Annotated in this window: 13 protein-coding genes and 1 other RNA gene; 2 read left to right on the forward strand and 12 right to left on the reverse strand. The window is 60.5% G+C overall.

All coding sequences use genetic code 11. The features are described from left to right. The coding region (locus V3W31_08365; protein MEE9614943.1) for a ComEC/Rec2 family competence protein at positions 1–1,057 on the forward strand (1,057 nt) is incomplete at its 5' end. A 15-nt stretch (positions 1,058–1,072) separates the two neighbouring features. Beyond that, positions 1,073–1,618: a DUF4124 domain-containing protein gene (locus tag V3W31_08370; protein ID MEE9614944.1), complete on the forward strand. Its 546-nt coding sequence runs from the start codon at positions 1,073–1,075 to the stop codon at positions 1,616–1,618. Here V3W31_08370 and V3W31_08375 read toward each other — a convergent pair. From V3W31_08375 to V3W31_08430, 12 genes are all read right to left on the reverse strand, one after another. Next, on the reverse strand, positions 1,612–3,483 hold the full coding sequence (locus tag V3W31_08375) for a glycosyltransferase family 39 protein (protein ID MEE9614945.1): 1,872 nt from the start codon (positions 3,481–3,483) through the stop codon (positions 1,612–1,614). The genes V3W31_08370 and V3W31_08375 overlap by 7 nt on opposite strands. 70 nt (positions 3,484–3,553) lie before the next feature. Then, positions 3,554–3,907, reverse strand: a transfer-messenger RNA (tmRNA) gene (ssrA, locus tag V3W31_08380). Between the two features lie 51 nt (positions 3,908–3,958). Continuing rightward, positions 3,959–5,122, reverse strand: coding sequence for a nickel pincer cofactor biosynthesis protein LarC (gene larC, locus V3W31_08385; protein ID MEE9614946.1), 1,164 nt, complete (start codon positions 5,120–5,122; stop codon positions 3,959–3,961). 7 nt (positions 5,123–5,129) lie between these two features. Continuing rightward, positions 5,130–5,879 carry a nickel pincer cofactor biosynthesis protein LarB gene (larB, locus tag V3W31_08390; GenBank protein MEE9614947.1) on the reverse strand — a complete coding sequence of 250 codons (750 nt, stop codon included), beginning with the start codon at positions 5,877–5,879 and terminating at the stop codon, positions 5,130–5,132. Between the two features lie 157 nt (positions 5,880–6,036). Further along, positions 6,037–7,062, reverse strand: coding sequence for a thiamine-phosphate kinase (thiL, locus tag V3W31_08395; GenBank protein ID MEE9614948.1), 1,026 nt, complete (start codon positions 7,060–7,062; stop codon positions 6,037–6,039). A gap of 19 nt (positions 7,063–7,081) precedes the next feature. Further along, positions 7,082–9,487 carry an endopeptidase La gene (lon, locus tag V3W31_08400; protein ID MEE9614949.1) on the reverse strand — a complete coding sequence of 802 codons (2,406 nt, stop codon included), beginning with the start codon at positions 9,485–9,487 and terminating at the stop codon, positions 7,082–7,084. Between the two features lie 19 nt (positions 9,488–9,506). Further along, complete coding sequence (locus tag V3W31_08405) at positions 9,507–9,965, reverse strand: Hsp20/alpha crystallin family protein (protein MEE9614950.1); 459 nt, start codon at positions 9,963–9,965, stop codon at positions 9,507–9,509. Between the two features lie 26 nt (positions 9,966–9,991). Beyond that, positions 9,992–10,852, reverse strand: coding sequence for a UTP--glucose-1-phosphate uridylyltransferase GalU (gene galU / locus V3W31_08410; protein ID MEE9614951.1), 861 nt, complete (start codon positions 10,850–10,852; stop codon positions 9,992–9,994). 145 nt (positions 10,853–10,997) lie between these two features. Beyond that, a complete protein-coding gene (locus V3W31_08415; GenBank protein ID MEE9614952.1) occupies positions 10,998–12,317 on the reverse strand; it encodes an AgmX/PglI C-terminal domain-containing protein in 1,320 nt (439 codons plus the stop codon). Next, positions 12,310–12,804 (reverse strand): biopolymer transporter ExbD, encoded by a 495-nt coding sequence (locus V3W31_08420; protein MEE9614953.1) that lies wholly within the window; start codon positions 12,802–12,804, stop codon positions 12,310–12,312. Before V3W31_08420 ends, V3W31_08415 begins: the two co-directional genes overlap by 8 nt. Before the next feature lie 4 nt (positions 12,805–12,808). Next, the gene (locus tag V3W31_08425; GenBank protein ID MEE9614954.1) at positions 12,809–13,318 is read right to left on the reverse strand and encodes a biopolymer transporter ExbD; all 510 of its coding nucleotides are present in this window, start codon (positions 13,316–13,318) and stop codon (positions 12,809–12,811) included. Then, the coding region (locus V3W31_08430) for a MotA/TolQ/ExbB proton channel family protein (protein ID MEE9614955.1) at positions 13,311–13,858 on the reverse strand (548 nt) is incomplete at its 5' end. The genes V3W31_08430 and V3W31_08425, both read right to left, overlap by 8 nt.

Below are 13,858 nucleotides of genomic sequence, written 5' to 3' on the forward strand. Positions count from 1 at the left end.
CCTGCCTCTATGGGAGGGGCTTTCGGGCGTGCTGCTCCTCGGTGCCGATGCGGCCGTGGAGGTGGGCGTGTGGTTCGTACGCTTCTTCGCGGAGCTGCCCTACGCCTCGGTCCGTGTAACGACGCCGACCGTGGTAGAGGTGGCGCTCTTCTTTTTGCTTATCGTGTCGGCGGCGGAGGCGTCGAAGAAGCGTACGGCGCTCTGGCCCGTCCCGGTCCTGCTCCTCGCGCTCATGGTCGATACCGGCTGGTGGCGCTACCAAGGGCTATTGAAGGACGACCTTACGGTAACCTTCATAAGCGTCGGGCAGGGGGACTCCGCACTCGTTGAGTTCCCCGGAGGCGAGACCATGCTCGTGGACGGAGGGGGGGTCTACCGCTCCGGCTTCGACGTGGGCGAGAGTGTCGTTGCCCCGGTCCTCTGGGGCAGGAAGATAAAACGGATCGACTACCTTGTCTTGAGCCACGCCCAGCGCGACCACATGGGCGGGCTCGGCTTCATCGCCGGGAACTTCTCCCCGCGGGAGTTCTGGTGGAACGGCTATGGAAAGCTCGGGGAGCTCGGAGACGCTCTTGCCCTCTCCGGCACCGAGGTCGTAAGGGTCTCCACCTCCACGCCCCCGAGGGATATAGGAGGGGTGCGGGTAGAGTTCCTCCATCCGCCGAAAGATACTCCGTTCCCCTTCGACATGAACAACAACTCCGTCGTACTGAAACTCACTCACGGCAGCCGGAGTTTTCTCTTCTCCGGGGACGTGGGGGGTGAAGTGGAACAGTATATCGCCTCCGCCGACGTCAAGGCCGATGTCTTGAAGGTGCCGCACCACGGGAGCCGCACTTCCTCGTCCGCCCCGTTCATAGACGGCGTGGCTCCGGTCTTTGCCGTGGTCTCCGCGGGGCAAGGGAATCCCTTCGGCTTTCCGCACCCGGAGACAACGGAACGCTACTCGTCCCGGGGCGTAAGGCTCCTGCGTACCGACAGGCACGGCGCGGTAACCGTGGTAACGGACGGGGAAACCCTTGACGTCGATACCTATTTGACGGGTCCGGTAAGGTAGTGTATACTTTTTAGTATGAGGGCGTTTTTCTTCATAGCCGTGTTACTTATAATGGGGGTTCTGGCCCCCCCCTCCGCGTTCGCCGACTTCTACCAGTGGAGAGACGAGAAGGGGGTGCTCCATGTCGCGGACGACCTGGAGAAGGTCCCCCAGGAGTACCGGGGCAAGGCGGAGATCTTTAAGACCACGCCCGGCGAGGAGCCGTCCGAAAAGCCCACCCGTCCGGCCCCGCCCAGGTCTTCCCCCAGGCCGGACACCGGAGAGGAGCTTTACGGCGACCGTACGCTCTCGTGGTGGAAGAGGGCCTTTAGCGACAAGAGAAGAGAGATAGGCGAGTACGAAGGGAAGCAAGAGCAAAAGAGCGCCTACGTGGAGGTCTTTGAAAAGGGCAGGAGGTTCGGGCAGATATACACCAAGGAAGAGATAGATGCTTACGAGAGGTACAAAAAGGAACTCCCCGGGATAGAGAAAACACTCGCCAAACTGCGCTCCCAGCTGGATACGCTTAAGAGGAAGGCCAGACTCGGCGGAGTGTCGAAGAAGATAAGGGAGGGTCAGTGAGGTCGTGATCTCAGTTCCAAGACCTTCCGGCGTATGTTAGCATCGCGCGGGAGTATCCGTAGAGACGTTTCGTATTCGTCCAGCGCTTGCTTGAGCTTCCCCTGTTTTTCGTACGACATCGCAAGGTAGCGGTGGGCCGGAAGCCCCATCGGGTAACCAATCGCCGCAGGTTTCAGGAGTTCTTCCGCCCCGACGTAATCCCCCTCGTTGAAGCGTATAATTCCCAACCTCAAGAGCGCCCTGTAGCCTGCCATACTGTATGGGTTCGACCATGAAAACGTGACCGCTCTTCCGTCCGAGGGCGGAAGGCCCAGCCTGGCGAGTATTCCGCCGTACAGCTCCCTTGCTCTCTCGATATCCCCGGTCTTCTCGGCCACCCGGGCGGCGTCGGCAGCGACCGTCAGGGCCTCCGGCCGGTCCTCCAGGACCCGGTCATAGAACTCCATGGCCCGGGCGTAGTCCCCGGAGTTGACGGCCCTTGTGGCCAAATGCAGATAGGCGAACGCATTCGACTCCGACGCCTTTCTTATCTCGTCGTCCATGCCCCGGTATACGAATAGAAAGAGGATGACGCTCAGGGCCGCTGCCGCTGTCCTCGTGCGCAACCCCCCGGCGATGGTAAGGCGCTTTAACGCGTATCCCGCGCATGGGAAGAGAAAGACCGAGACGGGCACGCGCAGCTTCGAGGAGATGAAGAACGGTACAACCGAGAGCATGTAGGCGAACAGCAGCGCCGGCAGGAGTTTTTCCTCCTTCGTGCCCGAGAAGAGCATCCAGAACGCGCCCAGCAGCCCCATAACCGCCAGCATGCCGAAGCCCTGGAGCGGCCCGAGCAGGACCGGCGAGTAGTTCCGAAAGAAGCCGTACTTATATATGTTGGTTATCTCCAGCTCGCTCCAGAAGAGATGGAGCTTTTTCAGGTAGAGCGAGGCCGCCTTTCCCGGAGAGTCCTTAAGGAACTCCGTGCCGAGACGGAACCAGAAGCGCGAGCCCTCCGACGGCTTTAACCTCTTGCCGGACCTTTGCTCAGCCAGGGCGTGGGCGCTGGAGTATATGTTCGCGTCGTTACTTATGCCCAACCCCATTGGGACGTCTAATATGCCCGGGGCGGCGGGGTTGTTGCCGAGGAAGAAGCTGAAGCCGCCGCCGGAGGATATAAGCACGAAGTCGTCGCCGACCTTGTAGTTGCGAAGCGTCACCGGAAGGAGGACCATGAGCGTCCCCAGGACGAGGGCGTACGGGGCCGCTTTTTTCAAAGAGGGGTTCGGTCCGGCAATGACCGTCCATAGGAAGTAGACCGGTGCCAGGAGCAGGACGTTGGGCCTGTTCAGCGCCGAGAGTCCGAGAAAGAGCCCCGCAAGGAGCGCTCGGCCCGGCTTCCCGGAGTCGAACGAAAGGAGCAGGCAGTAGAGCGAGAGCGAGAGGAAGAGTATTGCCGGCGCGCTCGAGAGCATAAGCCCCTCGTGGAAGAGGAACGGGGCGAAGAGCGCGGCCCAGAGCCCCGTTGCCAGCCCGACCCCCGTGCCGTACAGGCGCTGCCCGATAAGGTAGATGACACCGGAGCTTGCCGCCCCCATCAGGCACTGCGCCGCCTGTACGGCGAGATAGTTCTTGCCGAAGACGGCGAACAGCACGGCCAGGAAGTACGGGTAAAAGGCGCCCCCGCCGAATGTGAAGACCTGCTTCCCGAGCCAGTCTCCGCCGAGTATCCTCTCGGCGTCCATTATATAGGTCATGGAATCGCTCAGGGGATAAGAGCTGAAGGGGTTTTCGGCCTGGGAGTAGAGATATGCCGCCCGTACCAGAAGGGCGAAGCCGAATACCGCGAGGAAGCCGAAAGCACTTGTGCCGGGGCGTGCGTTCATATTACTCCGGGGCAGACTATGATTAAAATGATACGGCGGAGCCCTGTTTAAGGAACTCCGCCGGAAAAGTTGGTGGAGGCGGTGGGAATCGAACCCACGTCCGGTAACGCTTCAACCGGGGCATCTACATACTTAGCCTGTGATTTAGTCTCGCGCCGCGGTCCCCCACAGGCAGGGTGCCGCTGCGCCAGTCCGATTAGCTCTCGCCTTCAGGTCCTCCGGACAAAGCCCCAAAGGCCATCCTGCTGCTTGTCGTCCTTTAACGCCCCGCAGGAAAGGCCGTCAAGGACGCTGGCCGGGTTTAAGCGGCCAGTGCGTAGTTATAGTCGTTGCCGACTATTGGTTGTCCGCTTTATTTACGAGTTTGCGGAACTCGGTATGCTTCCCTCGGCCAGAGACCGTCCCGTCGAAACCAGTCGCCCCCCTTTCAGTTAAATGAAGTACATTTTACCATATAAATGTCCGGCACACAAACCTATTGTTTTTTGCCGACTGCCTCCCTTGCCGCGTCCATCACCGCCTTGAGCGGCACTTTCTTCCTGTCGGCGGCCCTACGGCAGTCCTCGTACTCGGGGTGGAGGTTCACCACCTGTCCGTCCTTTAGCGAGAGCTTCACACCCACGGTGCCGTACTTTGTCTTCACCTTTATCATCTTCCGTTCGAGGCAACGCCTCTCGACCGGCCAGGCCCTTACGCCTATGGTGGTCGACTCCTCGAAGATTATGTCCGTAAGGGTTTTCTTCCTCCCTTCGTCCGTGAGCACCGTAAGGAGCACGCCGGGCCTGGACTTCTTCATCTGCACCGCGGTGAAGTAGACGTCCAGCGCTCCGGCGGCGAAGAGCTTTTCCATTAGATGGCCAGCAAGCTGCGGACTCATGTCGTCTATGTTGGTCTCTATGACGGTAAGGCCGGAAGCCGCATGCGTGCCCTCGCCGAGCACCACCCGGACCAGGTTGGGTATCTCTTTGAACTTTCCGCTCCCCGCGCCGTAGCCTATCCCTTCGACCGTCATCGCGGGCATTTCTCCGAAGCCCGCGCAGAGGGTCTTCAGTATCGCCGCTCCCGTGGGGGTGGTGAGCTCTCTAGCGACGGGCGAGGGGAGTACTGGCACGCCCTTCAGGAGTTCGAGCGTGGCGGGCGCGGGTACGGGCATCGTGCCGTGGGAGGTCTCGACCAACCCAGACCCGAGCGGCAGGGGAGAGGCGTAAACCCTGTCCGCCTTGAGCTCGGTTACGGCTATGGCAGTACCCACTATGTCCACTATCGAGTCGATTGCCCCGACCTCATGGAACTGTACCTTCCCCGGCGCTACGGCGTGCACCCGTCCCTCGGCCTCGGCGAGCTTTCTGAATATGGAGGTGCTAAGGCTCTTTACGTCTTTGGAGAGCTTGCTCTTCTCGATGAGCCCCTTTATGTCCTTGAACGTCCGGTGGTGGCGGCTCTCCTTTACGCCGACCTTGAAGCTTGCGCCCTCTATCGAGTGACGCCGCTCCCTGGTGGTCTTTATGGTATAGCCGCCGACCGGGAGTTTTTTCAACTCGCTGCGGACTTTCTTTATGTCGACCCCGAGGTCCAGAAGCGCGGCCATGCACATGTCCCCGCTTATACCTGCCGGGCAATCGAAGTATAGAAGTTTCATGGTGGGTCTACTCCCTGTTTATAAGGCTCGCCGCGTAGGCCGCGCCGAAGCCGTTGTCTATGTTGACGACACTCACCCCGGCGGCGCACGAGGTGAGCATTGCCATGAGTGTGGTAAGCCCCCCGAGGTTCGCGCCGTAGCCGACCGAAGTGGGCACGGCCACCACGGGCCGCGCCACAAGCCCGGCGACGACACTCGGAAGCGCCCCCTCCATCCCGGCGACGACTATGAGGACGTTGGCGTCGAAGAGCGCCTTCTTCTTATGCAGGAGTCTGTGGATCCCCGCCACGCCGACGTCGTAGAGCCTTCCGACCCTGTTGCCCATGCACTCGGCCGTAACCACGGCCTCCTCGGCCACGGGCACGTCCGAGGTCCCGGCGCATACGACGAGCACCGTGCCGCGTCCGGCCTTCTTTATCGGGTGCGACTTTATGAATACGGTCCTCGCAATCCCGTTGTGCTCGGCTTTCGGAAAGCTCCTCTTTAAGGCCCCGGCCTTCCTCGCATCGAGCCTTGTAATGAGCACGTTCTCGCCGCGTCCGGCCATGCGCCTTGCGATCTCCTTTATCTGGGCCGTGCTCTTGCCCTCGCCGTATATGACCTCGGGAAAGCCCTGCCTGAGCGAGCGGTGCGTGTCGATGGTGGCGAAGTCGAGCTCCTCGAACGGGAGGGACTTTAGCTCTTGAAGGGCGTCCGGGATCGAGAGGTTTCCCTTCTTTACATTGGCGAGCAGTTTTTTAAGAGTCTTTACGTTCATGTTTTTTTATGCCCCTGGGGTGAGAGCGGTTCATTATAGAATGGGCGTGGAGATAAAGTCAATCAAGCCCGCACCATGATGGTGCTTCATTTTCTGGACGGCCGTTAGTGGCATTGGCCATGAAAGAGGCTTATTTACATGCAATACCTTGCGCTACCTACCGCGTGAAGTGCTCGAAGCCGTCGGAGGCAAGGGAGACGGGCCTGCCGTCTTCCCCTATGACCGTAACGCCCTTCTCCGGCGGAAGGACCCGGCCTATGGGGGTTATCAGTGTCCCGGTCTCTTCTGCCAGGCGCGAGACCTCCCGCTCTTTTCCCTCCGGGGCGGTAAAGAGCAGTTCGTAGTCCTCCCCGCCGGATAGAGGGAGATGTTTAAGCTCCGGGTTTTCGGAGAGGCACCCTTTCATGAGGTCCGAGAGCGGTAATCTCCCGAGCTCCACCTCGGCGCCGACGCCGCTCTCACTACAGATATGCTTGAGGTCGCGGACCAGTCCGTCGCTTACGTCTATCATCGCACTCGCAAGCCCCCTCTTTGCGAGCTCCTCGCCTTCTCTTACCCTCGGGGCCGGGTCGAGCTGCTTCATGGCCGCCCGCCCTAACGGCCCCTCCAGGGCCGCCTGTCCGTTCTCCTTTAGGGCTTTCAGTCCGAGGGCGGCATCCCCGAGCGTGCCGGTTACGAAGACGGTTTCCCCTGGTTGCGCCCCGCTTCTTAACAGAACCGCCGCCCTTTCTGCCTCGCCGAGAACGGTCGTGCCGACGACGAGCCCCCCCCCCTCCCCATCCCCGTCCGAAGAGGCCGAGCTGTTGCCCCCGATGAGCCGCACCCCGAATTCTTCGGAGGAGTCCTTTATGCCGCGGTAGAGCTCGTCGATGAACTCTCCTTCGGTGGAAGGCGGCATGGCGAGGGAGACGAGCAGGAAGCAGGGCCGTCCGCCCATGGCCGCTATGTCGGATAGCGAGATGCTTACGGACTTCCTGCCCAGGAGGTAAGGGGAGGTGTAGGCGAGGGAAAAATGTACGTCCTCCACCATGATGTCCGTGGTGGAGAGCAGACAGGCGCCGTCGCTCTGGAGCGTTACGGCCGCGTCGTCCCCTATGGCCTTTACTATGCGTGGGTGGGGTTCCGCGAACCTCTCTTCGAGGAGTTTTATGAGGGGGCCTTCGCCGAGATCCTTAAGGCGCATCCGAATACCGGTGCTGCGGTCAGGGTCTTGCCTGTGTCTTTCCGGGGGAGTTCTTTGCCTTGGGCTTAGGCGTTCCGTCTTTTTTTTTGAATACAAGCTCGAGCACCTCGTCCATGTGCTTGACGAAGATTATATTCATCTGCTCCTTTACGCTTGCGGGTATCTCCTCGAGGTCCTTCCTGTTCCTTTCGGGCAGGATGACGGTCTTGGTCTTGGCCCTGAGCGCGGCAAGGCATTTTTCCTTTACGCCTCCCACCGGAAGGACCTTTCCCCTCAAGGTAATCTCCCCGGTCATCGCCACGTTCTTGTCGGTCGGGGTCTTGGTGAGCGCGGATATGATGGTGGTGGCCATGGTTATTCCCGCCGACGGGCCGTCCTTGGGGATGGCGCCGGACGGTACGTGGATGTGTATGTCGCAGTTCTTGTGGAAGTCCTCGGGCAGGCCGTGGGTGCCGGCCCGCGCCCTGGCGTAGCTGAGCGCGGCCTGGGCGGACTCCTTCATGACGTCGCCGAGGTGCCCGGTGAGGGTGAGCTGGCCCTTGCCCTTCATGATGGTGGCCTCGACGTAGAGGACCTCTCCTCCCACCGGCGTCCATGCAAGCCCGGTCGCCACGCCTATCTCGTCCTTTTCCCGCTCGGCCTCGTGCATGTACTTCTCGGCGCCGAGGTAGTCATGCAGGTTTTCCGGCTTTATGACGGTGGGCTTTTTATCGCCGGAGGCCACCTTCTTGGCCACCTTCCGGCACAGGCTCGCGATCTCGCGCTCGAGCCCCCGAAGGCCCGCCTCCCGGGTGTGCTCGCTTATTACCTTCTCGACCGTATCGGCCGGTATGGTCAGGAGCTTTTCGCTCAGGCCGTGCTCCTTTATCTGCCGCGGGACTATGTACTTCATGGCTATGGCCACCTTCTCCTCCTCGGTGTAGCCGGGGATGTCTATAGTCTCCATCCTGTCCATAAGCGGGCCGGGTATGGAGTCGGGGAGGTTGGCGGTTGTTATGAACATGACCTTCGAGAGGTCGAAGGGGACGTTCAGGTAGTGGTCGCTGAAGGCGTAGTTCTGCTCGGGGTCGAGCACCTCCAGGAGTGCCGCGGACGGGTCCCCCCTGAAGTCCATGCCGAGCTTGTCTATCTCGTCCATCATGAAGACGGGGTTCTGCGTGCCGGCCTGCTTCATGGCCTGGATAATCCTGCCCGGCAGCGCCCCCACGTACGTGCGCCTGTGTCCCCTTATTTCGGCTTCGTCCTTGACCCCACCGAGCGATATCCTTACGAACTTCCTGCCCATCGCCCTTGCGATAGAGCGTCCGAGCGAGGTCTTCCCGACCCCCGGGGGGCCGGCGAAGCATAGTATGGGGCCGCGGGTCTTTCTCTTCAGCTTCCTGACGGCCAGGTACTCGAGTATCCGCTCCTTCACCTTGTCCAGGTCGTAGTGGTCGTCGTCGAGGACCTTCCGGGCCTTTGGGATGTTGAGCGTGTCCCTCGTCTGTTTTTTCCACGGGAGCTCGACAAGCCACTCCAGGTAGGTCCTTATGAGCGCGGCCTCGGCCGTATCCGGGTGCATGGTGTCGAGCCTCTCGGCCTGCTTCATGGCCTCCTTTTCCACGTCCTTCGGCATGCGGGCCTTCTTTATCTGCTCCTTGAAGGTCTCTATCTCCTCGGTATCCTCTATGTCGCCGAGTTCGGTCTTTATGGCCTTCATCTGCTCGCGCAGGTAGTACTCCCTCTGGCTCTTGTCCATCTCCTCGCGGGCCTGGGTCTGGATCTTGGCCTGCACCTGTGTGACCTGGAGCTCTTTAACGAGGAGTTCGTTTACCTTCTCGAGCCTCTTTACCTGGTTTGTGGTTTCGAGCACCTCCTGGGCCTCTTCCACCTCCAGGGCGAGGTTGGTGGCCACCAAGTCCGCGAGCTTTCCGGGCTCCTTGACGGTATCGAGCACCGTCAGGACCTCGGGGAAGGCCGCCTTGCCCATTGATGCGAGCTTTTCGAGAAGGTCCCTTACGTTGCGTATGAGTGCCTCGGTCGCCACGTCGAGCGTCTCCGCCGGGCGGTCCTTCACCTGCTTTACGGACGCGGTGTAGAAGGGGTTTACTTGCGGGAAGCGGGTCGCCTTGCCCCTGGCAAGGCCCTGGACCAGTATCTTCACCCTCCCGTCGGGGAGCTTGAGCATCCTCATGATCATGCCCACGGTCCCGAAGTCGTACAGGTCCGCGGGCTCGGGCTCTTCCTTGGAGGAGTCCTTCTGGGCGGACATGAAGAGCAGCCTGTCCTTGGTGAGCGCGGCGTCGACGGCGTTTATGCTCTTCTCGCGGCCGACAAAGAGCGGCACTATCATGAACGGGAATATCACCACGTCCCTTACCGGAAGGACCGGCAGGGTGTCGGGTATGGTAATCTGCTCTTCGTTTGTCGTCTGTTCTTCGGCCATCGGGCCCCCTTTTATACCCCTAAGACTGCTCTACGGGGATATGCTGCAACCTTCCGCGTTTTTCCTCGACCCTCGGCATCCTTATCGTGAGTACGCCGCCTTTGTATACGGCCTTCGCCTTTGCCGGGTTGACCACCTGTGGTATCTCGATGGTCCTGAAGAGCCTCCCGAAGGACCTCTCCATGCAGACGTAGTTGACCCTGTTGTCCTCGAAGCACTCGTACTTGAGCGCCTTTATGCTGAGCGCGTTCTTAAAGAGCGTTACCTCTATGTCCTCGGACCGCACCCCGGGCAGTTCGACTTCCACCACAACGAAGTCGTCGGAGGTCGAAAAGATGTCGGCCCTGGGCATGTTGCCTATGGGCTTGGACCCATCCGAGTGCAGGATCTCCTCCATGTCCGAGATCAGCGACTGCACCGTTTCGGTCTGGTCCGGTGCGGAGCTCACGCTCCGGACCTTTTTGGATGCTTTTGCCATGGGCGTTCTCTATGCTCCGGCCGGGCTCACAGCTTAAGCCCTTTCAGGAACTTCTTGAGTTTTTTGCCGGTTTCGGGGTGCTTGAGGCCGAAGGCTATGTTGGCCGTGAGGTAGCCGAACTTATCCCCGGCGTCGTAGCGCTCCCCCTCGAACTCGTAGGCGTATAACTCCTGGCTTTTAAGGAGCCCCTTCATGGCGTCGGTCAGTTGTATTTCGCCGCCCTTGCCGGGCCGGGTCCGCTCGAGACAGCCGAATATCTCGGGGGTCAGTATGTACCTGCCGATTATGGCCAGGTTCGACGGCGGCTTCCCCTTCGGTTTTTCGACCAGGTTGCGGACCCGGTATACCCTGGGGGCTACCTTTTCGGCGTCCACGACCCCGTAGAGGTGGGCCTCCCTGGCGGGGACCCGCTTTACGGCGACGACACTCGATGCGTAGCGCTTGAAGACCCGGAGCATCTGTTTCATGGCCGGCACCCTGGAGTCTATTATATCATCTCCGAGGAAGACCGCAAACGGTTCGTCTCCCACCATGTTCTTCGCGCAGAGTATGGCGTGCCCGAGCCCGAGCGGCTTCTTCTGCCGGGTGTATGTGTAGTTGACCAGCTCCGAGATCTCCTCCATCATCGCGAGCGTTTCCTTCTTGCCCTTCTCCTTCAAGTGCAGCTCGAGTTCGAACGAGGTGTCGAAGTGGTTCTCTATGGCGGTCTTCCCCATGCCGGTGATCATGATGATCTCCTCCATGCCCGAGGCCTTGGCCTCTTCCACCGTGTACTGGATGAGCGGCTTGTCCACGATGGGGAGCATCTCCTTGGGCACGCTCTTGGTGGCGGGCAGAAACCTCGTGCCGAGACCGGCGGCCGGGAAGACTGCTTTCGTTACCTTCATATATAAGGGGATAATATGGTTTTTTTGGGGATAAGTCAAGCCGTGCGGCAGCACCCTGAGGGTGTTTCGAATTCAGGACGGCCGTTCGGGGTGCGAGATAGCAATGGTGTATTGGGCCGCATACACGCTAACCGTGCGGCAGCACTTAGCCCACCGGGGCGAAGTCGAAGGTGTAGCTTATGGTGAAGTCTTCGGCGCCACGGAGCCTTTTGAACCTCCAGAGGCGTATCCTCTTCAAGATGGAGTTCTCGAGGGGAGAGTAGAGGAGGGTGGAGCCCTCCATCCGGATGTCGGTGACGGTCCCGAAGGCGTCTATGACGAACGCAACGGTTATCGTGCCCTTGAGCGACGCCTCGTCCCTGAGCGCGTTATTGTAGAGGTACTTAAGCCCGCCAACGTAGGACTTCACCACCTTGTATACGTCGGCCTCCTCGCGTATGATCCTGCTCTTGTCGGGTTCCCCCCCTCTCCCCCCCGTCTCTTTGAAGGAGGCCGACTTCCTCTTATCCCTTACTATATCCTCGGCGCTCCGGGGCTTTCCCCTGTCCGTTACGAACTCCCCGGTAAGGTCGGCCACATCGACCTCTTCGAGCCCTCCGAGCCCTTCCCTGACGTCTTCGTCGACCTTACGCGCCCCGCTTATTATCGAATCGACGTCCCTCCAGACGTCTTCGCTGCCGAGCCTGGAGAGCATCCCCTCCCTGGCGCCGATTACGCCGAGTATGCCCTTCCGGCCGACCCGCTCGCGTACGCCTTCCCTTCCGGCCGCCCCGCTCTTCTTTGCCACCTTAACCTTCTCTTCCCTCGCCGGAGTTTTTTTCCTCTCCTCCTTTTTCACCTTCTTCTCCGGCGGCTTTTCGTCAGCCTTCGTGACCTTGAGTACGGTCTTCTTCTCGGTCCTTATCTGGTGCGGCATGAGGATGAGCCTGGCGAACCTCTTGGGCATGGCCTTTATGGCCTCGATAGGCGGCGCCTTCGATATCTCGATGGAGTTCAGGTGGTTGACGAAGTAAGCGTGGGTAGAGAGCGAGAGGAGGAGGAGGAGGAGGAAGACCCGGTCCCTTGTCGATACGAAGGGGAACTTTGTCGGCAGCGGCTCTCTCCTCGTGTAGCCGAACCTGACGAGCGTATCACCGAGCGACAGCTCCCCGGAGGTGCCGGGGGAGAGCTCCACAAGGTAGAACCCTCCCTTTTTTTCCACGAGGTCCATCTCGACGAGGGCGTCGAGATGGACCTCCTTTTTTCTGCGGCGGAGCACGCCGGGGATGCCCTTTAAGAGCCTCAGGGTGTGTCCCGCGCCGCTTTTTTTTATAAACGTGTAGCTCTCCGGCAGGTTGGGCAGCTCCGCGGAGACGTCGCAGGCCAAATCCCTTCCGAGCGTCAGCCCACCTGTCGGGTAGACGGTCTCGACCTCTCCGCTGCGAGTCAGTATGGATACGAACAGTGCCGCGCCGGCGCTACTCATCCCTGGTTACCGCGAGAGATATGTTGTTGTACCCCACCTGGCCGCACGTGAACATCACCCTCTCGAGGAGCGCGAACGGGATGGTCCTGTCCCCCAGTATGACGACCTCCCGCGAGAGCTCCACCTCGGGGTTGGCGCCGGCGATGAAAAGGCTCTTTTCCGCTTCCCTTTCGAGCTCTTCAAAGAGAGGTCTCAAGAGCATGTCCCCCTTCGCGGCCTCCTCGCCCGCCTCCATGACCTTCATCCCCTCCACCAGTATCTCGCTGCGGGTTACCTGCACGGTGAGCCTGGGCCTGAACTCCTCCTGGGCGGTGGATAAGGGGAGCTTGAACTTCTCGGAGGTGGTAAAGGCCTCGCCCTCCACCGAGAAGGCCTGGAGCAGGAAGAGGAGGATGATGGTGAACATGTCCATAAGCGAGACGAGCGTCAGGTGCGCGACCATCGTCCCTTTTTTAATACGCCTTTTTCTGCTCGGAGGTTGAGGCACGGGCCTACCCCTTATCCCTTTCGGTGTGTTCCCCCACCGAGACGAGCGGGAAGAGCGGGTCCCTTATGACCCGTCCGTTTTCACTGGTTATACGTTCCCTTGTCGCGTCCATTGTTTTTACTACGAGCTCGTAGGGCGTTGACGGCTCGAAGAGCAGTATCACCTCTTCCCGGTCCGGGTATTGCCCTTTGATCTCGAGGAGGTTCGCGGTCAGGAGCCCGAAGTCGAAAAAACCGTCTTTTTTCCCGACAGGCGGCGTACCCTCCCCGAGCCCGCTGAAGGCGAAACCCTTCTCCGTTATGTGCACGGTAAGGACGTCGCCCGGCACGGCCGCCGTCTCGGCGCTCTCCGGGACGTCCCGCGGGAGGTAGACGTCTATTATCGCGGTCCTGGCGAAGACGGCCGAGAGGAGCAGGAAGGGGATGAGGACCATAAAGAGGTTCATCACCGGTATCAGGTTCAGGTCGGTCCAGACCGGGTTTTTGTGGAGCCTTCTGGTAGGTCTCCTAGCCATCGGTTCTTCTGTCCGGCCGGTTGTGGACGAGGAGGTTTATAAGCTTTACCGAGAACTCGTCTATCTCGTCCACCAGCCTGTGCGCCTTGGACTGCAGGAGGCTGTAGGTAATGAGCATGGGTATGGCCACGATGAGGCCGAAGGCGGTGGTGTAGAGCGCCAGCGATATGCCGCTTGCCAGGAGCGCGGCCTTCTGCGAGGGGTCCGCGGCGCCCACCGCGGAGAAGGCCTGGATAAGGCCCTGTATGGTCCCCAGAAGCCCCAGCAGCGTGGCCACGTTGGCCACCATCGCGAGGTAGGGCACCCGCCTGTCTATGGACGGTATGACCTCGAGCGATACCTCGTCCACCGCGTTCTGCAGTTCCCGTTCACTCTTGCCGTAAGTGGACAGCCCTCTATCCAGCATCATGGCCAGCGGCGCCTCCGAGCCCCTGCAGAAAGAGCGGGCCTTCTCGACCTCCCCCTCCCGGACGCACTTGCTGACCCGTTTCCAGAGGGCGTTGCCGTCGACCGAGTACCGGAAGACGAGGTATATGACCC

The organism is Thermodesulfobacteriota bacterium, from assembly GCA_036482575.1.
Taxonomy (GTDB): domain Bacteria; phylum Desulfobacterota; class GWC2-55-46; order GWC2-55-46; family JAUVFY01; genus JAZGJJ01.

Excerpts from the sequence above, each read along its gene's own strand:
- V3W31_08405 (MEE9614950.1), bottom strand. The coding sequence starts at position 9,965 with ATGGCAAAAGCATCCAAAAAGGTCCGGAGCGTGAGCTCCGCACCGGAC.
- V3W31_08425 (MEE9614954.1), bottom strand. The coding sequence starts at position 13,318 with ATGGCTAGGAGACCTACCAGAAGGCTCCACAAAAACCCGGTCTGGACC.
- V3W31_08370 (MEE9614944.1), top strand. The coding sequence starts at position 1,073 with ATGAGGGCGTTTTTCTTCATAGCCGTGTTACTTATAATGGGGGTTCTG.
- lon (MEE9614949.1), bottom strand. The coding sequence starts at position 9,487 with ATGGCCGAAGAACAGACGACAAACGAAGAGCAGATTACCATACCCGAC.
- galU (MEE9614951.1), bottom strand. The coding sequence starts at position 10,852 with ATGAAGGTAACGAAAGCAGTCTTCCCGGCCGCCGGTCTCGGCACGAGG.
- larC (MEE9614946.1), bottom strand. The coding sequence starts at position 5,122 with ATGAAACTTCTATACTTCGATTGCCCGGCAGGTATAAGCGGGGACATG.
- V3W31_08415 (MEE9614952.1), bottom strand. The coding sequence starts at position 12,317 with ATGAGTAGCGCCGGCGCGGCACTGTTCGTATCCATACTGACTCGCAGC.
- V3W31_08375 (MEE9614945.1), bottom strand. The coding sequence starts at position 3,483 with ATGAACGCACGCCCCGGCACAAGTGCTTTCGGCTTCCTCGCGGTATTC.
- thiL (MEE9614948.1), bottom strand. The coding sequence starts at position 7,062 with ATGCGCCTTAAGGATCTCGGCGAAGGCCCCCTCATAAAACTCCTCGAA.
- larB (MEE9614947.1), bottom strand. The coding sequence starts at position 5,879 with ATGAACGTAAAGACTCTTAAAAAACTGCTCGCCAATGTAAAGAAGGGA.